Genomic DNA, 15049 nt, shown 5'->3' on the forward strand with positions numbered 1-15049 from the left:
GACTTGTGGGAGCAAGGCTTGCCCGCGATGAACGAAAACGCGGTTTAGCTGCTAAACCGCGGCGCGACCATCGCGGGCAAGCCTTGCTCCCACAGGGTGGAGATAAATCCCTTTGCCACAGGTCAACCCATCACAGGGGTTGTGTCTCGCCTGCTGAGTAGGCACGTCAGCCATCTTCTTCTATATCCAACAACAAATTCTCCAGCGCCTCGCGGTACTCGCCCGGCGCCTGCCACATCCCCCGCTGCTGCGCTTCGAGCATGCGCTCGGTCATGTCCCGCAGAGCGTCGGGGTTGTGCTGGCGGACGAAATCCCGGGTGTCCGGGTCGAGCAGGTAGGCATCGGCCAGCAAGGCGTACTGGTGATCGTCGATCAACCGGGTGGTGGCGTCGAAGGCAAACAGGTTGTCCACCGTCGCCGCCAGTTCGAACGCGCCTTTATAGCCGTGACGCTTCACGCCGTCGATCCACTTCGGATTCGCTGCGCGGGAACGGATGACGCGGTTGAGCTCTTCTTTCAGGGTGCGGATCCTGGGCAAGTCTGGCTGGCTGTGATCGCCATGGTAACTGGCCGCCGCATCACCACTGAGGGTCTCGACCGCCGCCAGCATGCCGCCCTGGAACTGGTAGTAATCGTTGGAATCGAGCAGGTCGTGCTCGCGGTTGTCCTGGTTCTGCAACACCGCCTGCACCTGACTCAAGCGCCGGGAAAACTGCTCCCGGGCGGCAGTGCCTTCATCGCTGGCACCGTAGGCATAACCGCCCCAGTTCAGGTACACCTCGGCCAGATCCTCGCGGCTCTGCCACAAGCGACCGTCAATCGCCCCCTGCACGCCCGCGCCATAGGCACCGGGCTTGGCGCCGAAGATCCGCCAGCCGGCCTGGCGCGCCGCGGCTTCCGGCTCAAGACCCGATGCCAGCAGGGCTTCGCGTTCGCCACGCACCTTGGCCGCCAAGGGGTTCATGTCGTCCGGCTCATCGAGGGCGGCGACGGCCTGCACGGCGGCATCGAACAAGCGGATCAGGTTGGCAAAGGCGTCACGGAAGAAGCCGGACACGCGCAGCGTGACATCGACCCGAGGCCGGTCCAGCAGGCTCAGCGGCAGGATCTCGAAGTCATCGACCCGCTGGCTGCCCGTGGCCCACACCGGACGCACGCCCATCAGCGCCATCGCCTGGGCGATGTCATCGCCGCCGGTACGCATGGTGGCGGTGCCCCACACCGACAGGCCGAGCTGACGCAGGTGATCGCCGTGGTCCTGCAAGTGCCGTTCAAGGATCAGGTTCGCCGATTGGAAACCGATGCGCCACGCCGTGGTGGTGGGCAGGTTGCGCACGTCCACCGAGAAGAAGTTGCGCCCGGTGGGCAACACATCGAGGCGCCCGCGGCTCGGCGCGCCGCTGGGGCCGGCCGGCACGAAGCGCCCGTTCAAGGCATCGAGCAGGCCGCGCATTTCCGCCGGGCCGCAAGCGTCCAGGCGCGGGGCCACGACGGATCGCAGGTTTTCAATGATGCTGCCCGCCACCTCCCAACCCGGCGCGTCGAGCTGCTCCACCGCACCGTCCAGCGCCTGCTCGATCAACTGCACAGCGAACAGCTCCAGGCGCTCGCGGGTATCGCCGGTGGTGCGCCAGGGCTCGGCGCTGACCTGACGCAACGCCTCGGGACACTCGCCAGTCCAGGGCTCGGCCAAGGCACAATCCAGTGGATCGAAACCCAGCCCGAACGCCTTGGCCAGCGCCCGCAACAGGCTCGACTGCGCGCCTTTGCCGTCGCCCCGGGGAATGCGCAGCAACGCCAGCAAGGTGTCGATGCGCAGCCGTCCGCTGGGCGACTCACCAAAAATGTGCAAGCCATCGCGGATCTGCGACTCCTTCAAGTCGCACAGGTAAGTGTCCAGGCGTGGCAGCCAGATCGCCGCGTCGGCATCGCTGTCGAGCCCGGCATCGAGTTGCAGTTCGCGGTCGATGTGGGTCTCGCGCACCAGATTGAGGATGTCCCGTTGCAGCTCCCGGGCACGGCGCGGATCGAGCAATTGCGCCTCGTAGTACTCGTCAGCCAGCAGCTCGAGGTTACGCAGTGGCCCATAGGTTTCGGCCCGGGTCAGCGGCGGCATCAAGTGGTCGATGATTACCGCCTGGGTACGACGCTTGGCCTGGGCGCCCTCACCCGGGTCGTTGACGATGAACGGATAGATATTCGGCAGCGGCCCCAGCAGCACGTCCGGCCAGCAGTTTTCCGACAGCCCGACGCCCTTGCCCGGCAGCCATTCGAGGTTGCCGTGCTTGCCGACGTGAATCACCCCGTGGACGCCGTAGGTGTGGCGCAACCAGAAATAAAACGCCAGGTAACCGTGGGGCGGTACCAGGTCCGGGTCATGGTACACCGCGCTCGGATCGACCTGATAACCCCGCGCCGGCTGGATACCGACGAAGGTCAGGCCCAGCCGAAGACCGGCGACCATCAGACGGCCGTCGCGGAACATCGGGTCCTGCTCGGGCGAGCCCCAGCGCGCCAGCACCGCTTGGCGATTGCCTTCGGGCAATGCGTCGAACAAGGCCTGGTACTCGGCGAGGGCCAGGCTCTGGTGACAGGGACGCAGGTCGAGGCTGTCCAGGTCATTACTGACCCCGCCGAGCAATTGCTGGATCAACGCGGTGCCGCTCGCCGGCAGTTCGGACGGCAACGGATAGCCCTCGGCCTGCAGGGCCCGCAGGATATTCAAGGCCGCCGCCGGGGTGTCCAGGCCGACGCCATTGCCGATGCGACCGTCGCGGGTCGGGTAGTTGGCGAGGATCAGCGCCACACGCTTCTGGGCATTGGGCAAACGCGCCAGGGTGGTCCAGCGTCGGGCCAGTTCGGCGACAAAATCCATGCGCTCGGGCGCGGCCCGGTAGCAGACCACATCGCTCTGGCTGCGCTCGCTGCGCCAGGCCAGGTCCTTGAAACTGATGGGGCGGCTGATGATCCGTCCGTCCAGTTCCGGCAAGGCAATGTGCATCGCCAGGTCTCGCGGTCCCAAGCCCTGCTCGCTGGCCCGCCAGCCGGGTTCGTTGTCCTGGGCGCAGATCGCCTGGATCACCGGGATGTTGCGGCGAAACGGTCGCAAATGCGGAGCTTCGGGGCTGGATTGAGCGAAGCCGGTGGTGTTGAGGATCACCCCCGCCTGCACCTCGTCCAGCCAGTCCTCTACAAGTGCGAGGCAACCAGGCTCCTTGAGGCTTGCCACGGCAATCGGCAGCGGATTGAGCCCCGCCGCTTGCAGGCGCTGGCAGAACACGTCGATGAACGCGGTGTTCGCCGCTTGCAGGTGGGAGCGATAAAACAGCACCGCCGCCACCGGTTGCCCGGCGCTCCAGTCGGCTTGCCAGTCGTCGAGGTTGGCGCTGGTTTTCGCCGGGTGATAGATGGCCGTGCGTGGCAAGGCCTGCGGCTCGGCCCACGGATAATCGCGGCCGAACCATTGGCTGCCTAGGTTGTAAAACAGGTCGAGGGCATTGCCCAGCCCGCCCTGGCGCAAGAACTGCCAGAGCCGGTCGCGGTCCTCAACGGCCACGTTGCTCAGGTCACTGAGTTCCGGGTCTGGACGATCATCCCCCGGCACCAGGATCAGCTTCACCCCGCGCCCCGCCAGTTCCATCAGGCGCTCGATGCCGTAGCGCCAATAGCCGATGCCGCCATGCAGCGACAACAGGATGACCTTGGCGTGTTGCAGCACGTCTTCGACATACAGATCCACCGAGGCGTGGTTCTGCACCTGCATCGGGTTGGCGAGGCGAAACTGCGGGTAGTCACCCGGCAACTGCTTCGCCGCTTCGGCCAGCAGCGCCAGGCTGGAGTCGCCGCTGCACAGGATCACCAGTTCGGCGGGGGTTTGCCCCAGGTCGGCAATGTTGTCATCCGACACGAAACCGCCGGGCTGGGTCCTGAGCAGGTGCATGGCTTAGGCCCCGAGGGCGGCGCGCAACTGCGCTTCGAGCAGCGCGGCGTCAAGCGCCTGGCCGATCAGCACCAGGCGGGTGACCCGCGCTTCCTCGGCGCCCCACTGGCGGTCGAAATGCTTGTCGAAACGCGTCCCGACGCCCTGGATCAACAGGCGCATCGGCTTGTTCGGAATCGCCGCGAAACCCTTGACTCGCAATACTCCGTGCTGGACCACCAGATGCGTCAGCGCGTCGAGCAACAGGCTTTCGTCAGCCTGGGGCAGTTCGATGGAAATGGAATCGAAGGCGTCATGATCGTGGTCATCATCGTCGCCATCGTGGTGATGGTCGTGATGGCTGTGGCGGCCGTCGATGTGTTCTTCGGAACCAGCGCCCAGGCCGATCAATACGTCCAGCGGCAGGCGACCGCTGCTGGCTTCGATGACCTTGACCGCCGGTGGCAGCTCTTCGGCGACTTCCAGGCGAACTTTGGCCAGGTCCTCAGGGCTGATCAGGTCAGCCTTGTTGAGGATCACCAGGTCGGCGCTCGCCAGTTGGTCGGCGAACAGTTCGTGCAGCGGCGATTCGTGGTCCAGGTTCGGGTCGAGTTTGCGCTGGGCATCGACCTGGTCGGGGAACGCGGCAAAGGTACCCGCGGCCACGGCCGGGCTGTCGACCACGGTGATTACCGCATCGACGGTGCAGGCGCTGCGGATTTCCGGCCATTGGAAGGCCTGGACCAGCGGCTTGGGCAGGGCCAGGCCGGAGGTTTCGATGAGGATGTGATCGAGGTCGCCACGCCGGGCCACCAGTTCGCGCATCACCGGGAAGAACTCTTCCTGCACCGTGCAGCACAGGCAGCCGTTGGCCAGTTCATAGACGCGGCCGTTGGCTTCTTCTTCGGTGCAACCGATGGAGCACTGCTTGAGGATTTCGCCGTCGATGCCCAGCTCGCCGAATTCGTTGACGATCACGGCGATGCGCCGGCCCTGGGCGTTGTCGAGCATGTGCCGCAGCAAGGTGGTTTTACCCGAGCCGAGGAAACCGGTGACGATGGTGACGGGGAGTTTGGCCAGTGTTTTCATCGGATGCCCTTTGGCAAGGTGGCGGGCAAACGGGACGACAACCGCTGGCACAGGCGTGCGCGGAAGATTTCGCCACCGGATCACCCCGCCCGGTTGTAGTGAGAATCTGTCTCGAGGCAGGTCTCCTGGCTGACGGCGGGCCAATCTTTCGACTGGCAATTGCTGCGCCTTCCCGTGCGCCCGTTTTAAAGGGCATGCACAGTGGCCTTGCAGAAACAGCACCGTTCACAGTTGCGGGGGCAGCCGCGGCTTGGACCGCGTTCCCTTCTTAGCTCCGGCATGTGCCGAAGAACCTCGAAGGCGCAAGGCTACGCAGGGTGTGGGGGCGGGTCAATCGCCAGAGTGTTCTGCGGTGTATGTCCGGGCCTCATCGCGAGCAGGCTCGCTCCCACAGTTGATCTTTGTTGAACATGAGTTTTGTGATCCGCGAGATTCATTGTGGGAGCGAGCTTGCTCGCGATGGGCGCAACTCGGTGCCAGCCTGAGAACCCACGCCAATTGACGCCCCGCCCCCGCCCATGCTCTCCTGTACGCCTAGTTACGGGTGCCCTTCACAGGGTGAAACGGGAAACCGGTGAATCGTGTGCTTTACTCCAAAGCCACGTCAGTCCGGTGCTGCCCCCGCAACGGTAAGCGAGCGAAGCGTCTGAACCACTGTGTCCCCGGACATGGGAAGGTGACGCTTGCAGGCCAGGCGCAAGCCCCGCCCCTCGCGAGCCCGGAGACCGGCCCTTGACTCATGCATCAACAAACCCGCGGTGGGCGGGCGCTGTTCGAACCTTGGCGGGCTTTCGCCCGGGGTTTCATCGCGCTCGAATGCCCACTGAACAAGAACAGAGGGAAGCGCCATGTCGACCATCAGCAGCACCGCCCGCACCGCCAGCAGCACCACCACCCTGAGCCAACGCCTGAGCGCCGCGATCCTTGCTTCCATCCTCGGCGCGGGGCTGGTCTATTTCGCCGGTTTCTCCCACATCGAAGCGGTGCACAACGCTGCTCACGATACCCGTCACAGCGCCGCATTCCCGTGCCATTGAGAACTGACGACATGATCAAGCGTATCGCGCAGACCGCTGGTTTCAGCGGCTTGCTGGCCGCCCTGCTGCTGACTCTGCTGCAAAGTTTCTGGGTATCGCCGTTGATTCTCCAGGCGGAAACCTTCGAGAAGGCCCCGGCGACCGAGGTCCATGAACACGCCGACGGGGCGGCTCATACCCATGATGCCGAGGCCTGGGAGCCGGAAGACGGCTGGCAGCGCGTGCTGTCCACCACGGGCGGCAACCTGGTGGTCGCCGTGGGGTTTGCCCTGATGCTGGCGGGCCTGTACACCTTGCGCGCACCGACTCGCACGTCCCAGGGCCTGCTCTGGGGCCTGGCCGGTTATGCCACTTTCGTCTTGGCGCCGACGCTTGGCCTGCCCCCGGAATTGCCTGGCACCGCAGCGGCCGACCTGGCCCAACGACAGATGTGGTGGATCGGCACCGCGGCGTCCACGGCGGTGGGCATTGCCTTGATCGCCTTCGGCCAGCATTGGCTGCTCAAGGTGCTGGGCGTGGCAACATTGCTGGTGCCCCACGTCATCGGCGCGCCGCAGCCCGAAGTCCACTCGATGCTGGCGCCCGAAGCGCTGGAGAGCCAGTTCAAGATTGCCTCGCAGTTGACCAACGTCGCGTTCTGGCTGGCCCTGGGCCTGATCAGCGCCTGGCTGTTTCGCCGTGACGGCCAAGCCCACCACGACGCATGAGCGCCGAGCCGATCCTGGTGATCGGCCTGGGCTGCCAGCGTGGTTGCCCGGCCAGCACGCTGCGGGCCCTGCTCGACCAGACGCTGCTGGCCCACGGCATCGAACTTCATCGGGTACGGGCCCTGGCCAGTATCGACCTCAAGCGTGACGAGCCCGGGCTGCTAGAGCTGGCCGGGCAACTGGCGCTGCCGCTGACCTGCTTCAGTGTCGAACAGTTGGCCAGCTACGAGCAGCGGCTCAGTCACCGTTCCGAGATCGCCTTCGAGCGAACCGGTTGCTACGGCATCGCCGAAAGCGCCGCCCTCGCCTTGGCCGACCAGTTGGGCAGATCGCCCGCGACGCTACTGATTACTCGCCAAAAAGGCCCCAAGAGCACGTTGGCATTGGCGGTCGTGGCGTAAATCCCGATAATCGGCGCCCAGGATCATGAGCGATCTTCATCTGGGCAACGCTCACCCACCTTCCACAGGAGCCGGTCATGACCGTTTACTTCATCGGCGCCGGCCCCGGCGACCCGGACCTCATCACGGTCAAAGGCCAGCGACTGATCCGCCAGTGCGCGGTGATCATCTACGCCGGCTCGCTGGTGCCAACCGCCGTCCTTGAAGGCCATTGTGCCGAACAGGTGATCAACAGCGCCGAGCTGCATCTGGAACAGATCATCGAATTGATCAAGAGCGCCCATCTCAAGGGCCAGGACGTGGCCCGGGTGCATTCCGGCGACCCGAGCCTGTACGGCGCCATCGGCGAGCAGATTCGTTGCCTGCGGGAATTGGCCATCCCTTTCGAAATCATCCCGGGGGTGACAGCGACCTCAGCCTGCGCCGCCCTGCTGGGCGCCGAACTGACCTTGCCGGACATTTCCCAAAGCCTGATCCTCACCCGCTACGCCGACAAAAGCCCGATGCCCGCTGGGGAAGAACTGGGCAGCCTGGCGCAGCACGGGGCGACCATGGCGATTCACCTGGGGGTCAATCATCTGGAAAAAATCGTCGACGAACTGCGGCCCCACTATGGCGCCGATTGCCCGATTGCCGTGATCCACCGGGCGACCTGGCCGGATCAGGATTGGGTGATGGGGACGCTGGACGATATCGCAGCAAAGGTACACGCCAAGGGCTTTCGCCGCACGGCGCTGATTCTGGTGGGACGTGTGCTGGGCAACGATGTGTTCAGCGAGTCTTCGCTGTACCGCGCCGGGCATGCGCATCTCTACAGGCCCTGACTCGCCAGAGAATCCACCTGGATCCCCCTGCGGGAGCGAACCTGTGGGAGCAAGGCTTGCCCGCGAAGGCGTCGCCTCGGTCTATCCGCTACACCAAGGTGTTTGCATCGCGGGCAAGCCTTGCTCCCACAAGCTCGCTCCCACAGGTTACGAGCTGATCGCAAGATGGTATTGCCACAATCAGTAGTAGGCGTTTTCTTTCTGCGTGTGGTCGGTCACGTCGCGTACGCCCTTGAGCTCCGGAATGCGCTCGAGCAAGGTCCGCTCGATGCCTTCCTTCAAGGTGACGTCAGCCTGGCCGCAGCCCTGGCAGCCGCCGCCGAACTGGAGTACGGCGATGCCGTCTTCCACCACGTCGATCAGCGAAACCTGGCCGCCGTGGCTGGCCAGTCCCGGGTTGATTTCGGTTTGCAGGTAGTAATTGATGCGCTCGTTGACCGGGCTGTCGGCATTGACCATCGGCACCTTGGCGTTTGGCGCCTTGATGGTCAGTTGGCCGCCCATGCGGTCAGTGGCGTAGTCGACCACCGCATCGTCCAGGAAGGCTTCGCTGAACGAGTCGATGTACGCGGTGAAGCTCTTGAGCCCCAGCGCGGTGTCTTCGGGTTTTTCTTCCCCCGGCTTGCAGTAGGCAATGCACGTCTCAGCGTACTGGGTGCCGGGCTGGGTGATGAAGATGCGGATCCCGATCCCAGGCGTGTTCTGCTTGGACAGCAGGTCGGCCAGGTAATCGTGGGCGGCATCGGTAATGGTAATGGCGGTCATGGAAACTCCTCGCAGGCTTGCCGGCAGTTTACGCCAATCATCGCGCCGGACAAAGTCCTAGTATTTTTGTCAGGAAAGAGCCCGGCGGCACGGAGTTTGCCACCGGTGCTGTCGATCAGAGGTTCTGGTAGCGATTCATGTCCAGCACACCGTTTTCCACGGGCTCCGTCTCCTGGATGTACTGGCTCAGGTCATGGAAGTAGTGCCAGAACTGCGGGTGACTGCGGCGAATGCCCCAGCGCTCGACAATCCGCTCGAACGCCGATGCATCCTGGGCGCCTTGCATGGCCTCGACGAACGCCGGCACTTGCTCGGCCGGAATGTTGAACATGAAGTTCGGATAGCTGCTGAGCACACCCGGGTAGACCGTCAGCGTGTCCAGCCCCGGCTGGTAGCGCGCCTCCTCGCCCAGCAGGAACGCCACGTTGCTGTGGGCTCGGTTGCGCAGCAGGCTGTAGACCTCACGATGACCGCTGGCGGTTTCGACGCGCAGCAGGGTCGCTTCCGGCAGTTGGTCGATCACCTTGAGCCCCGCCGCCGGGCGTGACACCAGCCGACTGAGGGCCTGTTCGGCGTTTTGCAGCGCCGGGTCGATGTTCGGGCGCGAGCAGTAGGCCCCGTCGCAGCGGTTGATCGGATCGGGGCGCGCATTCAGCTCGCCGTAACGGGCCAGCAATTGCTGGGCGAAATCGCCCTTGGGGTCGCGCTCGTCGAGCTTGAGGGCGGTCGGCTTGTCATCGTCGACGGTCTCGTAATCGAGCCACATCTTGAATTTGCCGCCGGCCTGGTACCAGTCGTCAAGGTAGCCTTCCCGGGAGTCGGCCGGCATCAGGCGCAGGAAGTTCTGCTCCGCACCGTTGCGGATCAGATCGAAATACAGCCGGGTCTGGGCCTGGTGGGACACGTTGCCGAATACATCGAAGTTCACCGCCAATTGGTAATAGGTGCGTTCCAGCAATGGGAAGTCGAACAGCCACATCGTCTGCGGCACTTCGCCGATCAGGCCCTTGTTGACCGAGGCGCTGTCGAAGTGCCGGAAAATGCTCAGCAACGCATTGTCGTTCCCGGCCCACAGCGTCGACCAACTCGGCGCCGGAGCGTCGGCATAGACGTCGCGGCGCAAGGCTTCGTATTCGTTGCGCTTGTCCCGGTAGTCGAGCCACAGGCTGACGACGCTGCCCACATCGTCGTTCTGCCCCGGCATCGCCAGCAGCGGCGTGGCCTGGCCGCGGTAGTTCGGATCGGTGATGTACAGGTCGTGTTCGGGCGCTTGGAACAACGCCCAGAAATTGTCGCGGATCACGTCCGTGGCAATCTGGCCCCGGCACACCGGCCCGCGAATGAAGGTGCGCACGAAATACTCGGCGTTATCGAGCATGAACTGGTAGCGAGCCTGGGCCGGGATAGCTTCGAAGGTGGAGAACGGATTGGCCCGGCGCTCCGGACCGTAGCCCGGCAACGCGGAAACCTGCCATTTGCCGCTGTAGAACAGGCTCTTGATGCGCGCCATCTTCGCCGCGCTCAAGCCGTAGGTGATGTGGGTCTTGTGTACGATCACCCCTTGCACCGGCCAGAGCCGGTAATAGACGCTGGTGCCGGGGTCATCATTCGGACGACGGGTATTGATCAGGTCGATCGGCTGGCCGGTGGGCGTGCGCGAACGGACCCACTGGAAGAAATGCCCCGGCTCACCGTCCTTGAAATAGATGTGCGCCAGGAACCAATGCTCGAACAACCAGCGGCCCACCAGGCTTTCCCGGGCGCCAGGGGCATTGAGCAGGTTTTCCCATTGCACCACCTGCAAGGCTTCGGCGGCACTCGGGGCCAGGGCCTGCTGATCGATGGGGGCGCCTGCGGCCAGCCAGCGTTGCAGGGTCTGGTATTGCTGGTCGGTCAGGCCGGTGACGGCCAGGGGCATGCCTTCCTTGGGATGGGCACCGGCGTATTCGTTGAATTGATCGGGCATCGCGCAACTGTTTTCACGATTGAGGCCCAGCACGATCTCTTCCGGCAGTTTGGCGTTGGGCTGCAACGGCGTGCGGTGGCCCAACTCCAGCATGCGCGCCATCAGGGCAGCCTGGCTGCCTTGTGCATCGAGCACCGAATAGAAGCCCTTGCGCTGCCAGGCGCGCTGGCCGGAGGCGTCATAGAACAAACGGGTCGGATCGGCCGCCTGGCGCCGCTCGCCGTCGTACACCGACAGCTTGCTCGCCCCCCGTGCCGCGCCTTCGCCGCTGCCCAGGTTCAACTGGCAGGCGGAATCGTAGCAGGCATGACAGGCCACGCATTTTTCCGTGAAGATCGGCTGGATGTCGCGGGTGTAGGAGATCGCGGGAGCGAGACTCCCGGCCGCTGCGGTAAAACACAACAGCAGCAACAGACTGCCGAATAAGACGCGGTACGGCATGTCTCGGGTCCCTAAGAGATAGTCCGGCGATTCTACCGGGCCAGCATCGCCTTGCAAACATGAGCGATATTCATGCAAAAGCCCCTCATGATCAAATCCTGCACAGGTTTGCTATCATCCCGGCCTTCGTAATGGTCTTTTTTTCCAGGTAGTCCTATGTCTGATCGCAGCGCTCGCCTTTATCTTCTCCAGCAAGCCCTCAAGGAACGCATCCTGATCCTCGACGGCGGCATGGGCACGATGATCCAGAGCTACAAGCTGGAAGAACAGGACTACCGCGGCAAGCGCTTCGCCGACTGGCCGAGCGACGTCAAGGGCAACAACGATTTGCTGGTGCTCAGCCGCCCCGACGTGATCGGTGCCATTGAAAAAGCCTACCTGGATGCCGGCGCCGACATCCTGGAGACCAACACCTTCAACGCCACCCAGGTGTCCCAGGCCGACTACGGCATGCAGGGCCTGGCCTACGAGCTGAACCTGGAAGGCGCGCGCCTGGCCCGTAAAGTGGCCGACGCCAAGACCCTGGAAACCCCGGACAAGCCGCGCTTCGTCGCCGGCGTGCTCGGCCCGACCAGCCGCACCTGCTCGCTGTCACCGGATGTGAACAACCCCGGCTACCGCAACGTGACCTTCGACGAACTGGTGGAAAACTACACCGAGGCCACCAAGGGCCTGATCGAAGGCGGCGCCGACCTGATCCTGATCGAAACCATTTTCGACACGCTGAACGCCAAGGCGGCGATCTTTGCCGTGCAAGGGGTCTACGAAGAACTGGGCGTCGAACTGCCGATCATGATCTCCGGCACCATCACCGACGCCTCCGGCCGCACCCTCTCGGGCCAGACCACCGAAGCTTTCTGGAACTCGGTGGCCCACGCCAAGCCGATCTCCGTGGGCCTGAACTGCGCCCTCGGCGCCAGCGAACTGCGTCCGTACCTGGAGGAGCTGTCGAACAAGGCCAGCACCCACGTATCGGCCCACCCCAACGCCGGCCTGCCCAACGAATTCGGTGAATACGACGAACTGCCAGCCGAAACGGCCAAGGTCATCGAAGAGTTCGCCCAGAGCGGTTTCCTGAACATTGTCGGCGGCTGCTGCGGCACCACCCCGGCGCACATCGAAGCCATCGCCAAGGCCGTGGCCGGCTATGCGCCGCGGCCAATCCCGGAGATCCCGCGGGCCTGCCGCCTGTCGGGCCTGGAACCGTTCACCATCGATCGCAGTTCGCTGTTCGTCAACGTCGGCGAGCGGACCAACATCACCGGTTCCGCCAAGTTCGCCCGGCTGATCCGCGAGGACAACTACACCGAAGCCCTGGAAGTGGCCCTGCAACAGGTCGAGGCCGGCGCCCAGGTGATCGACATCAACATGGACGAGGGCATGCTCGATTCGAAGAAGGCCATGGTGACCTTCCTCAATCTGATTGCCGGCGAACCGGACATCTCCCGCGTGCCGATCATGATCGACTCCTCCAAGTGGGAAGTGATCGAAGCCGGCCTCAAATGCATCCAGGGCAAGGGCATCGTCAACTCCATCAGCATGAAGGAAGGCGTCGAGCAGTTCATCCATCACGCCAAGTTGTGCAAGCGCTACGGTGCCGCCGTGGTGGTGATGGCCTTCGACGAAGCCGGCCAGGCCGACACCGAGGCGCGCAAGAAGGAAATCTGCAAGCGCTCCTACGACATCCTGGTCAATGAAGTCGGCTTCCCACCGGAAGACATCATCTTCGACCCGAACATCTTCGCGGTCGCCACCGGTATCGAAGAGCACAACAACTATGCCGTGGATTTCATCAACGCCTGCGCCTACATCCGTGACGAACTGCCCTACGCACTGACCTCGGGCGGGGTCTCCAACGTGTCCTTCTCGTTCCGCGGCAACAACCCGGTGCGCGAGGCGATCCACTCGGTGTTCCTGCTCTATGCGATCCGCGCGGGCCTGACCATGGGCATCGTCAACGCCGGCCAACTGGAGATCTACGACCAGATCCCGGCGGAGCTGCGCGACGCCGTGGAAGACGTGATCCTCAACCGCACCCCCGAAGGCACCGACGCCCTGCTGGCCATCGCCGACAAGTACAAGGGCGACGGCAGCGTCAAGGAAGCGGAAACCGAGGAATGGCGCGGCTGGGAAGTGAACAAGCGCCTGGAGCATGCGCTGGTCAAGGGCATCACCACCCACATCGTTGAAGACACCGAGGAATCGCGACTGTCTTTCGCCCGCCCGATCGAGGTCATCGAAGGCCCGCTGATGGCCGGCATGAACATCGTCGGCGACCTGTTTGGCGCCGGCAAAATGTTCCTGCCCCAGGTGGTCAAGTCCGCCCGCGTGATGAAGCAGGCCGTGGCCCACCTGATCCCGTTCATCGAGGCGGAAAAAGGCGACAAGCCGGAGGCCAAGGGCAAGATCCTGATGGCCACGGTCAAGGGCGACGTGCATGACATCGGCAAGAACATCGTCGGCGTGGTGCTCGGTTGCAACGGCTATGACATCGTCGACCTGGGCGTGATGGTGCCGGCGGAGAAGATCCTGCAGGTGGCCAAGGAGCAGAAGTGCGACATTATCGGCCTCTCTGGGCTGATCACCCCGTCCCTGGATGAGATGGTGCATGTGGCGCGCGAGATGCAGCGCCAGGGCTTCCACCTGCCGCTGATGATTGGCGGGGCCACCACCTCCAAGGCCCACACGGCGGTGAAGATCGAGCCCAAGTACAGCAACGACGCGGTGATCTACGTCACCGACGCCTCCCGCGCCGTAGGCGTGGCGACCCAGTTGCTGTCCAAGGAGCTCAAGCCGGCTTTCGTCGAGAAAACCCGCCTGGACTACATCGACGTACGCGAGCGTACTTCCAACCGCAGCGCCCGCACCGAACGCCTGAGCTACCCCGCCGCCGTGGCCAAGAAGCCACAGTTCGACTGGAGCAGCTACCAGCCGGTCAAGCCGACCTTCACGGGCGCCAAAGTACTGGACAACATCGACCTGAACGTCCTGGCCGAATACATCGACTGGACACCATTCTTCATTTCCTGGGACCTGGCCGGCAAATACCCGCGCATCCTCACCGACGAAGTGGTCGGCGAAGCCGCCACCGCGCTGTACGCCGATGCCCGGGCGATGTTGCGCAAGCTGATCGACGAGAAACTCATCAGCGCCCGCGCCGTGTTCGGTTTCTGGCCGGCCAACCAGGTGCACGACGATGACCTGGAAGTCTACGGCGACGATGGCAAGCCACTGGCCCGCCTGCATCACCTGCGCCAACAGATCATCAAGACCGACGGCAAGCCGAACTTCTCCCTGGCCGACTTCGTCGCGCCGAAGGACAGCGGGGTGACCGACTACGTCGGCGGTTTCATTACCACTGCTGGCATCGGTGCCGAAGAAGTCGCCAAGGCCTACCAGGAAGCCGGCGACGACTACAACTCGATCATGGTCAAGGCCCTGGCCGACCGACTGGCCGAAGCTTGTGCCGAATGGCTGCACCAGCAGGTGCGCAAAGACTATTGGGGCTATGCCCAGGACGAGAGCCTGGACAACGACGCCCTGATCAAGGAGCAGTACACCGGCATCCGCCCTGCCCCTGGCTACCCGGCCTGCCCGGACCACACCGAGAAGGCCACCCTGTTCCGCCTGCTCGACCCCGAGGCCAGCGAACTGAAGGCCGGGCGCAGCGGTGTGTTCCTCACCGAACACTACGCCATGTTCCCGGCAGCAGCGGTCAGCGGCTGGTATTTCGCCCACCCCCAGGCGCAATACTTCGCCGTGGGCAAGATCGACAAGGACCAGGTCCAGAGCTACACCGCCCGCAAGGGCCAGGACCTGAGCGTGACGGAGCGCTGGCTGTCGCCAAACCTGGGTTACGACAACTGAGTGCGCAGCAATTGGCTATGCTCTCTACATACG

The 15049-nt window shown here is 64.0% G+C and carries 9 protein-coding genes and 2 riboswitches; of the genes, 5 read left to right on the forward strand and 4 right to left on the reverse strand.

Annotated features, from left to right (window positions below):
• Positions 1-166: 166 nt before the first annotated feature.
• Positions 167-3940: a cobaltochelatase subunit CobN gene (cobN, locus tag AB4O09_RS20080; RefSeq protein WP_038858230.1), complete on the reverse strand. Its 3774-nt coding sequence runs from the start codon at positions 3938-3940 to the stop codon at positions 167-169.
• A 3-nt stretch (positions 3941-3943) separates the two neighbouring features.
• A complete protein-coding gene (cobW, locus tag AB4O09_RS20085; protein WP_038858232.1) occupies positions 3944-5008 on the reverse strand; it encodes a cobalamin biosynthesis protein CobW in 1065 nt (354 codons plus the stop codon).
• 98 nt (positions 5009-5106) lie between these two features.
• A riboswitch (cobalamin riboswitch) is annotated at positions 5107-5320 on the reverse strand.
• 213 nt (positions 5321-5533) lie between these two features.
• A riboswitch (cobalamin riboswitch) is annotated at positions 5534-5756 on the forward strand.
• Positions 5757-5856: 100 nt separating this feature from the next.
• On the opposite strand from cobW, the gene AB4O09_RS20090 reads away from it, so the two are divergent.
• The 4 genes from AB4O09_RS20090 to cobM all read left to right on the forward strand — a co-directional run bounded on the left by AB4O09_RS20090 (position 5857) and on the right by cobM (position 7977).
• The gene (locus tag AB4O09_RS20090) at positions 5857-6045 is read left to right on the forward strand and encodes a CbtB domain-containing protein (protein WP_014338677.1); all 189 of its coding nucleotides are present in this window, start codon (positions 5857-5859) and stop codon (positions 6043-6045) included.
• An 11-nt stretch (positions 6046-6056) separates the two neighbouring features.
• The gene (locus AB4O09_RS20095) at positions 6057-6752 is read left to right on the forward strand and encodes a CbtA family protein (RefSeq protein WP_003200205.1); all 696 of its coding nucleotides are present in this window, start codon (positions 6057-6059) and stop codon (positions 6750-6752) included.
• The gene (locus AB4O09_RS20100) at positions 6749-7153 is read left to right on the forward strand and encodes a cobalamin biosynthesis protein (RefSeq protein ID WP_003200202.1); all 405 of its coding nucleotides are present in this window, start codon (positions 6749-6751) and stop codon (positions 7151-7153) included. The genes AB4O09_RS20095 and AB4O09_RS20100 overlap by 4 nt, the downstream gene beginning before the upstream one ends.
• 77 nt (positions 7154-7230) lie before the next feature.
• Positions 7231-7977, forward strand: a complete 747-nt coding sequence (cobM, locus tag AB4O09_RS20105) for a precorrin-4 C(11)-methyltransferase (RefSeq protein ID WP_003200200.1) — start codon at positions 7231-7233, stop codon at positions 7975-7977.
• A gap of 180 nt (positions 7978-8157) precedes the next feature.
• Here the strand turns inward: cobM and nfuA are convergent, their stop codons facing one another.
• Positions 8158-8742, reverse strand: a complete 585-nt coding sequence (gene nfuA / locus AB4O09_RS20110) for a Fe-S biogenesis protein NfuA (RefSeq protein ID WP_003182850.1) — start codon at positions 8740-8742, stop codon at positions 8158-8160.
• A gap of 115 nt (positions 8743-8857) precedes the next feature.
• Entirely contained in the window at positions 8858-11149 is a 2292-nt protein-coding gene (locus tag AB4O09_RS20115) for a fatty acid cis/trans isomerase (protein ID WP_038855948.1), read from the reverse strand.
• A gap of 156 nt (positions 11150-11305) precedes the next feature.
• Here AB4O09_RS20115 and metH point away from each other — a divergent pair, with 156 nt between their 5' ends.
• A complete protein-coding gene (gene metH, locus AB4O09_RS20120) occupies positions 11306-15016 on the forward strand; it encodes a methionine synthase (protein ID WP_027912557.1) in 3711 nt (1236 codons plus the stop codon).
• Positions 15017-15049: the final 33 nt, after the last annotated feature.

The sequence above is a fragment of the Pseudomonas sp. H1_F01 genome (assembly GCF_054681425.1).